This is a genomic window from Streptomyces sp. NPDC047042 (assembly GCF_040644035.1).
In the GTDB taxonomy this organism is placed as follows: Bacteria; Actinomycetota; Actinomycetes; order Streptomycetales; family Streptomycetaceae; genus Streptomyces.
The window spans coordinates 1-6887 of record NZ_JBEYVP010000093.1; the positions used below are offsets into that span (position 1 = coordinate 1).

Here is a 6887-nt window from a genome sequence, read left to right on the forward strand (position 1 = left end):
GACCTCGACCACTACCTCCTCAAGCCCTGGGACCCGCCGGAGGAGAAGCTCTACCCGGTGCTGGACGACCTGCTGGAGGCGTGGCGGTGCAGTGACCACCGCCCCGTGCCCGCCACCAAGGTGGTGGGTCACCGCTGGTCGGCGCGCTCGTCGGACGTACGGGAGTTCCTGGCCCGCAACCAGGTGCCCTACCGCTGGTACTCCACGGACGAGCCCGAAGGACAGCGGCTGCTCGCGGCCTCCGGGCAGGACGGGCAGCGGCTGCCGGTGGTGATCACGGCCGACGGTGCGGCACTCGTCGAGCCGGAGGTGCCGGAGCTGGCCGCGCACGTGGGGCTGGCGACGACCCCGACCGCGGACTTCTACGACCTGGTCGTCATCGGCGGCGGCCCGGCCGGGCTCGGTGCCGCTGTGTACGGGGCCTCGGAGGGCCTGCGTACGGTGCTCGTGGAGCGGTCGGCGACCGGCGGGCAGGCCGGGCAGAGTTCCCGGATCGAGAACTACCTGGGCTTCCCCGACGGAGTCTCCGGCGGCCAGCTCACCGACCGGGCCCGCCGGCAGGCCACCAAGTTCGGCGCCGAGATCCTCACCGCCCGTGAGGTGTCGGGCCTGGAGACCAACGGCGCGGCCCGCACTGTGCGGTTCTCGGACGGCTCCGCAGTGGCCGCGCACTCCGTCATCCTGGCGACCGGTGTGTCCTACCGGCGGCTGGAGACGCCGGGCGCCGACGAATTGTCGGGCCGCGGGGTGTTCTACGGGTCCGCGCTCACCGAGGCCGCCGCCTGCCAGGGCCACGACGTGTACATCGTCGGCGGTGCCAACTCGGCCGGACAGGCGGCGATGTACCTGGCCAGGGGCGCCAAGTCGGTCACCCTGCTGGTGCGCGGGCCGGACCTGACCGCGTCGATGTCCCACTACCTGATCCAGCAGATCGCCGAGTCGCCGAACATCTCGGTGCGGGCCCACACGGTCGTCGAGGCCGCGCACGGCGAAAACCAGCTGGAACAGCTGACGTTGCGTGACACGACGACCGGTCAGACCGAACTGGTCGACGCGCAGTGGCTGTTCGTGTTCATCGGCGCGGCCCCGCTGACCGACTGGCTGGACGGCACGGTGCTGCGCGACGAGCACGGGTTCATCCTCGCCGGACCCGATCTGACCGCCGACGGGCGACCACCGGCGGGCTGGGAGCTGGACCGGCCGCCCTACCACCTGGAGACCAACATCCCCGGCGTGTTCGTCGCCGGGGACGCCCGCGCGGAGTCCGCCAAGCGGGTCGCGTCCGCCGTCGGAGAGGGAGCCATGGCCGTGATGCTCGTACACCGGTACCTGGAGCAGTCATGAGCGGGCAGTTGATGCCGTGCAGCCCCGAGGAGATCGGGTCGCTGTTCCTCTTCGAGAAGCTCAGCGCCGAGCAGCTCGACAGGCTGTGCGCCGCAGGTCGGGTCGAACTGTTCGACCCCGGGCCGGTGTTCGCCGAAGGTGACCCGGCGACCGACTTGTACGTGATGATCGAGGGCACGCTCGTCATGTCGCGCCGGGTGGGCAGCGACGACATCGAGATCAGCCGCACGTCCCAGCCGGGGGTGTACGCGGGGGCCGTGATGGCATACCTCTGGGACGGGAAACCGCATCGGTACATGAACTCGGTGCGGGTGTCGGAGCCGACACGGTTCTTCGTCCTGCCCGCCGAATCGTTCGCGGACTTCATGCACGAGTGGTTTCCGATGGCGATCCATCTCCTGGAGGGACTCTCCCTCGGTTCGCAGACCTATCAGCGGGCCGTCGGGCAGCGCGAACGGCTGCTGGCGCTGGGCACGTTGTCCGCGGGCCTCACCCACGAGCTCAACAACCCGGCCGCGGCCGCCGCACGAGCCACCTCGTCGCTCAGGGACCGGGTCGCGCAGATGCGCAACAAACTCGGCGCCATCGCCTCAAGACCCCAACACGGCGACGCCTTGAAGGCCCTGGTCGACCTCCAGGAGCGTACGGCCGAGCGGGTCTCCAAGGCTCCGGCGCTGAGCCCGCTCGAGGCGTCCGACCGGGAGGACGAACTCGCCGACTGGCTCGACGAACACGGTGTCCCGAACGGCTGGCAGATCGCGCCGACCTTCGTGCAGGGCGGTCTCGACGTCGACTGGCTGGAGCAGGTCGCGGCGGCCATCGACGAGCGGGAGATCCTGCCCAGTGCCATCGAGTGCCTCAACTACACCGTCGAGGCCGAGCTGTTGATGTCCGAGATCGAGGACTCCACCACCCGTATCTCGCACCTCGTCGACGCCGCCAAGCAGTACTCGCAGCTCGACCGCGCGCCCTACCAGGTCGCCGATGTGCACGAACTCCTCGACAGCACGCTGCTGATGCTGTCGGGCAAGATCGGGCCACAGGTCAAGGTCGTGAAGGAGTACGACCGTTCGGTGCCGAGGATTCCGGCCTACCCGGCCGAACTGAACCAGGTGTGGACCAACCTGATCGACAACGCGGTGCAGGCCATCAAGGGCGCGGGCGGCGAAGGGACGTTGACCGTACGCACCGCTGTGGTGCACGACCGGCTGCTCGTGGAGTTCCAGGACACCGGACCCGGAGTGCCGTCGGACATCCGGGGCCGGATCTTCGACCCCTTCTTCACCACCAAGCCGGTGGGCGAGGGCACGGGGCTGGGACTCGACATCTCCTGGCGGATCGTCGTCAACAAGCACCACGGCGACCTGAAAGTCGAGTCCGTACCCGGCGACACCCGCTTCCAGGTACTGCTCCCCCTCACCGCCACCGACCCCGACACCGCCCCCGACCCGGCCCAGGAGCCCTCATGACCAAGGACACCGGAATCGACCCCGGCGTCCTGCCCAGCGGGGCCGGGACGACGGGCTGACCCGTCTCGCCGGTGTCCTGGGCCGACCCCGTGTCCGCGAGGCGCGCGCCGTGCTCATCGCCGGGGACGCCGAGGGTGTGCGCGGCGGGCCTGGACATCCCCGACGGCGTCGGTGAAGGTGCCTTCCCCCGCGAGCCGAAAGAAGCCTCGGACATGCCCTGTCGTCCCAGGTCAGAAGGCACTTTCGCTGTGCCGCTCACGCTCCGGACACGACCCCGGGTGAAACGCGCAGGCCAGGGCGTGTTCCCGTGCCCGTTGCCTTGCCGCCGGGCTCAGAAGCCGGGGAAAACCCTGCGCAGGTCGTCGAGGGTGACGGTGTCGCCGGTGAGGGTCACGGAGGACGGCGTGTGGGCGGGGGCGTGCCGACCGGCGATGAGTCGCAGCCACCACTCGGCGGGAGCCGTGAGCACGGCGTCGGCGTTCTCGGGTTCGCCGGTGAGCGCGACCGTCTCGCCGACCGAGAGACCGAAGGCGCGCTCGGGTGCGGTGGTGTGCACCGCGACGGCGACAGGGCGGTTCTCCAGGGCGTCCGCCTTGCCGATGAAGCCCAGCATCATGCCGGCCTGGTCGAGGAGCGGCCCGATCGCGGCGGACGCCAGGGTCGCGGACGGGTCGAATGCCACCTCGACGTCCCACGAGTGGTGGGCGAGCTCACCGAGCCGGAGCCCCGCCGCGGTCGCGACGTCCACCGGCGCGGGCAGGAAGCCGAGGTCGATCCGGAGGGCGCTGCGGGCCCCCGCGTCGAGGCCCTCGTAACGCTCGACCAGCGCCTGGTTGGCGGTGACGAAGCCTTCGGCGCGCTCGGCCGGGGTCATCACGTCCCAGCGGGCCCACACCGACTTGTTGAAGTCGCCGTCGGGGGCACCCGTACCGCCCATCGCGCCCTCCAGTACGGCCAGGCCTATTTCGGCTCCGCTGCCCAGATGGCCGAGCACCTGGGAGACGTCCCACTCCGACGCGCCGGACGGGCGGGTGAGATCGGCCGCGGTGAGCCTGTGCACCACAGCGGCGAGGTGGTCGTGCCCGCTGCGCAGGGCGTCGATGATCCGGTCTGCGGCTTCAGTCATGTTCTTTTCCCCAATGAAGGCCCGTGAGCTCAGGATGGTTGTGTACTGAACAGCCGAAAACCTAGGCAATTCTGTACTGAGTTGTCAAGAAGGGTGGGTCGGCTTCATCTTCCGTATGCGGCGAGACGGGAAAGGCGAAGCCGGCCCACTGCCCACCATGGTTGACAGCTCGGTACAGAACCGCCTAGGTTTCCGACTGTTCAGTACATAACTGCCGCACCTCGAACAGCTCAAGGCGGTCGCCGACCACATCGGGGGCGTCCTGAACGGCTGACCCCGCTCCGACCACCCACTACTCGAAGGGTTGCCCGAACCATGACCGACAAGGAAAGACAGGAAGCCATGGCCGCGACGACTCCGTTCACGGAGAAGCACCGCGGTACCGAGGCCATGCTGGCCCTCCTCGACGCGATGGACCAGCTGCCGAGCGCCGGCCTGCTGCGAGCCCGCTCCTATGAACTGCTGTCTCTGGTCCCGGGCTCGTCCGTCGTGGACGTCGGCTGCGGTGCCGGGCGGGCCGTCGCCGAGCTGGCCGAGCGTGGCGTCCACGCGGTGGGCGTGGATCCCGATCCGTGGATTCTGGCCGAGGCCCGGAAACGGTGGCCGGGGGCCGAGTTCCGGGAGGCGGGGGCGGAGGATCTGCCGTTCGCCGACGGAAGTGTGCGTGGCTACCGTGCCGACAAGGTCTTCCATTTCCTTCAGGAGCCGTGGCGCGCCGTGGCGGAGGCGCGGCGCGTCCTCTCCCCGGGCGGCAGGATCGCCCTGGTCGGGCAGGACTGGGACGCCATCATGATCGACTCGGATGACGCGGAGCTCACCCGCACGATCGTGCACACCCGCGCCGACCTCCTGGGCACGCCTCGCGCCGCCCGCCAGTACCGCAACCTGCTCCTGGACGGCGGCTTCAACGACGTCACCGTCGAGGTGCACACCAGCGTGTTCACCGATCCCGCGATGCTGCCGCTGCTCGCCGGGCTCGCCGAGTCGGCCTGCACGATCGGTGCCGTCAGCCGCGACCAGGCCGATGAGTGGCTCGCCGAACAGCGCCGACGCGCCGAGGCCGACCGCTTCCTCATCGCCCTTCCGTACTTCGTGGCTGCCGCCTCCGCCTAGAGAGCAGATTGAGCACGGGCTGCGGGGATCCACTTGAACGGGGAACGGTGACCACGTCTGTCAGGCGCTCGTGGCCGATGTGGGTTTCCTTGGCCGGCCGGGAGTGGCCCCTTCCGTGCGAGACGCCTGGTCATGAGGGCTGGCAGCGACGACATCGAGGTGGTCCGCACGTCCCAGCCGGGGGTGCACGCGGGGGTCGTGATGGCGTGCCTCTGGGACGAGAAGCCGCAGCAGTGCCTCCGAGTGCCCCGGGGCTCTTCGTACGGTGCGGCGGCAACGGGATCATGCATCCTCCCCTTGCGACGACCGCGCCCACCGCATTGAGGGTGCCGCCCATGACCTGCTGCCGTTCTTCTCGGTTTCGGCGAGCACGCAAGACCGATCCGCCGTACTTGACAACTCAGTACAGAACCGCATAGGTTTCTTACTGTTCAGTCCATAACGGTCCTGAGCTCACCGGACAGGCTGCGTGCACGCCTGGCGCGATCGAGGGCAACCCATGCCACAGCGAACCGGAGCCGGACTCTCCACTCGGTGAACAGTCACCGTCGTGACCGCTTACCGGCACTGACCCCGGCTTCAGACAGCCGTACTTGCTACTTGGTCCGGGCTTGACGGACCGCGATGCCGCGAAGGCGGCTTGGAGGTTGAACTCATGACACAGGTGACCCAGCAACCGCCCTTTGGCGAGGGCTCCCCGGCCAGGGGGTCCCAGGCGAGCGATCTCGTCCGTCATCGGACGGTTCAGGCAGGCGGACTGGAGGTTCCGATCCTCGAGGCCGGCAGCGGACCGCTCGTGGTGCTCCTCCACGGGTTTCCCGACCATGCAGCCAGCTGGACAGGGACCCTCGACCGCCTGGCGCAGGAAGGGTACTGGGCGGTCGCGCCCGCACAGCGCGGATACTGGCCCGGCGGCGCGGCCCCCGACGGCTCCTACAACATTGCCTCGACCGGCCGGGACGTCCTGAACCTGATCGAAGCGCTCGGGCGCGAGCAGGCGGATCTCGTCGGCCACGACTTCGGAGCCGCGGCGGCGTACGCGGCAGCGACCCTCGACCCGAGCCGTGTCCGCAAGCTGGTCACGATGTCGGGTCCCCATGGCCGTCAACTGATGAACGCACTGGTCAGCGACGGTGACCAGCAGCGACGCAGCTGGTACATGTTCTTCTTCCAGTCGGCCATGGCGGAGGCGGCCGTCGCGCACGACGACTTCGCCTTCATCGACCGGCTCTGGCGGGAATGGTCACCCGGCTACGAGCTGCCGGACGCTGAGCGTGCCGCGCTCAAGGAAACCCTGGCTGCCCCAGGAGTCCTGACCGAAATCCTGGGCTACTACCGCCAGTTGTTCACACCCCCCGCGGACGAGGCGACCCAGGCCCTGCAGGCCCGGGCCTTCGGCGCCATCACCGTCCCGTCGCTCTACCTCCACGGTGCCGACGACAACTGCTTCTCCGTGGAGCTGAGCGACGGCATGGACGACCTGTTCACGAACGGCTTCGAACGCATCGTCATACCCGGCGCAGGGCACTTCCCGCACGTAGAACAGCCCAAGACGGTCGCCGACCACATCCTCGGCTTCCTCAACAGCTGACCCTCCTGCCACCACCCAGAACTCGAAGGACTGACCGAACCATGACTGACAAGGAAACGCAGGAGGCTATGGCTGTGGCGACTCCTCCGTACGCAAGCGACGCACTGTCCGAGGGGACCGTCGACGCGGTGGTGATCGGCGGGGGCGCCGCGGGGCTGAACGGTGCACTGGTCCTCGCTCGCTCCCGCCGCTCGGTCGTCGTGATCGACGGCGGCTCCCCGCGCAACGCGCCCGCCGAGGCCGT

General features: G+C 69.2%; 6 protein-coding genes. 5 read left to right on the forward strand and 1 reads right to left on the reverse strand.

Annotated elements, in window-relative coordinates:
* Together ABZ855_RS47905 and ABZ855_RS47910 are read left to right on the forward strand one after the other, a co-directional pair.
* On the forward strand, positions 1-1344 hold a 1344-nt coding region (locus tag ABZ855_RS47905), incomplete at its 5' end, for an FAD-dependent oxidoreductase (RefSeq protein WP_360820253.1).
* On the forward strand, positions 1341-2813 hold the full coding sequence (locus tag ABZ855_RS47910) for an ATP-binding protein (RefSeq protein ID WP_360820256.1): 1473 nt from the start codon (positions 1341-1343) through the stop codon (positions 2811-2813). The genes ABZ855_RS47905 and ABZ855_RS47910, both read left to right, overlap by 4 nt.
* Positions 2814-3144: 331 nt before the next feature.
* Here the strand turns inward: ABZ855_RS47910 and ABZ855_RS47915 are convergent, their stop codons facing one another.
* Positions 3145-3939: a maleylpyruvate isomerase family mycothiol-dependent enzyme gene (locus ABZ855_RS47915; RefSeq protein WP_360820258.1), complete on the reverse strand. Its 795-nt coding sequence runs from the start codon at positions 3937-3939 to the stop codon at positions 3145-3147.
* A 390-nt stretch (positions 3940-4329) separates the two neighbouring features.
* Here ABZ855_RS47915 and ABZ855_RS47920 point away from each other — a divergent pair, with 390 nt between their 5' ends.
* The 3 genes from ABZ855_RS47920 to ABZ855_RS47930 form a co-directional block, all read left to right on the forward strand.
* Positions 4330-5052, forward strand: coding sequence for a methyltransferase domain-containing protein (locus ABZ855_RS47920; protein ID WP_360820264.1), 723 nt, complete (start codon positions 4330-4332; stop codon positions 5050-5052).
* A gap of 655 nt (positions 5053-5707) precedes the next feature.
* Positions 5708-6643: an alpha/beta hydrolase gene (locus ABZ855_RS47925; RefSeq protein ID WP_360820261.1), complete on the forward strand. Its 936-nt coding sequence runs from the start codon at positions 5708-5710 to the stop codon at positions 6641-6643.
* Positions 6644-6711: 68 nt separating this feature from the next.
* On the forward strand, positions 6712-6887 hold a 176-nt coding region (locus tag ABZ855_RS47930), incomplete at its 3' end, for an FAD-binding protein (RefSeq protein ID WP_360820268.1).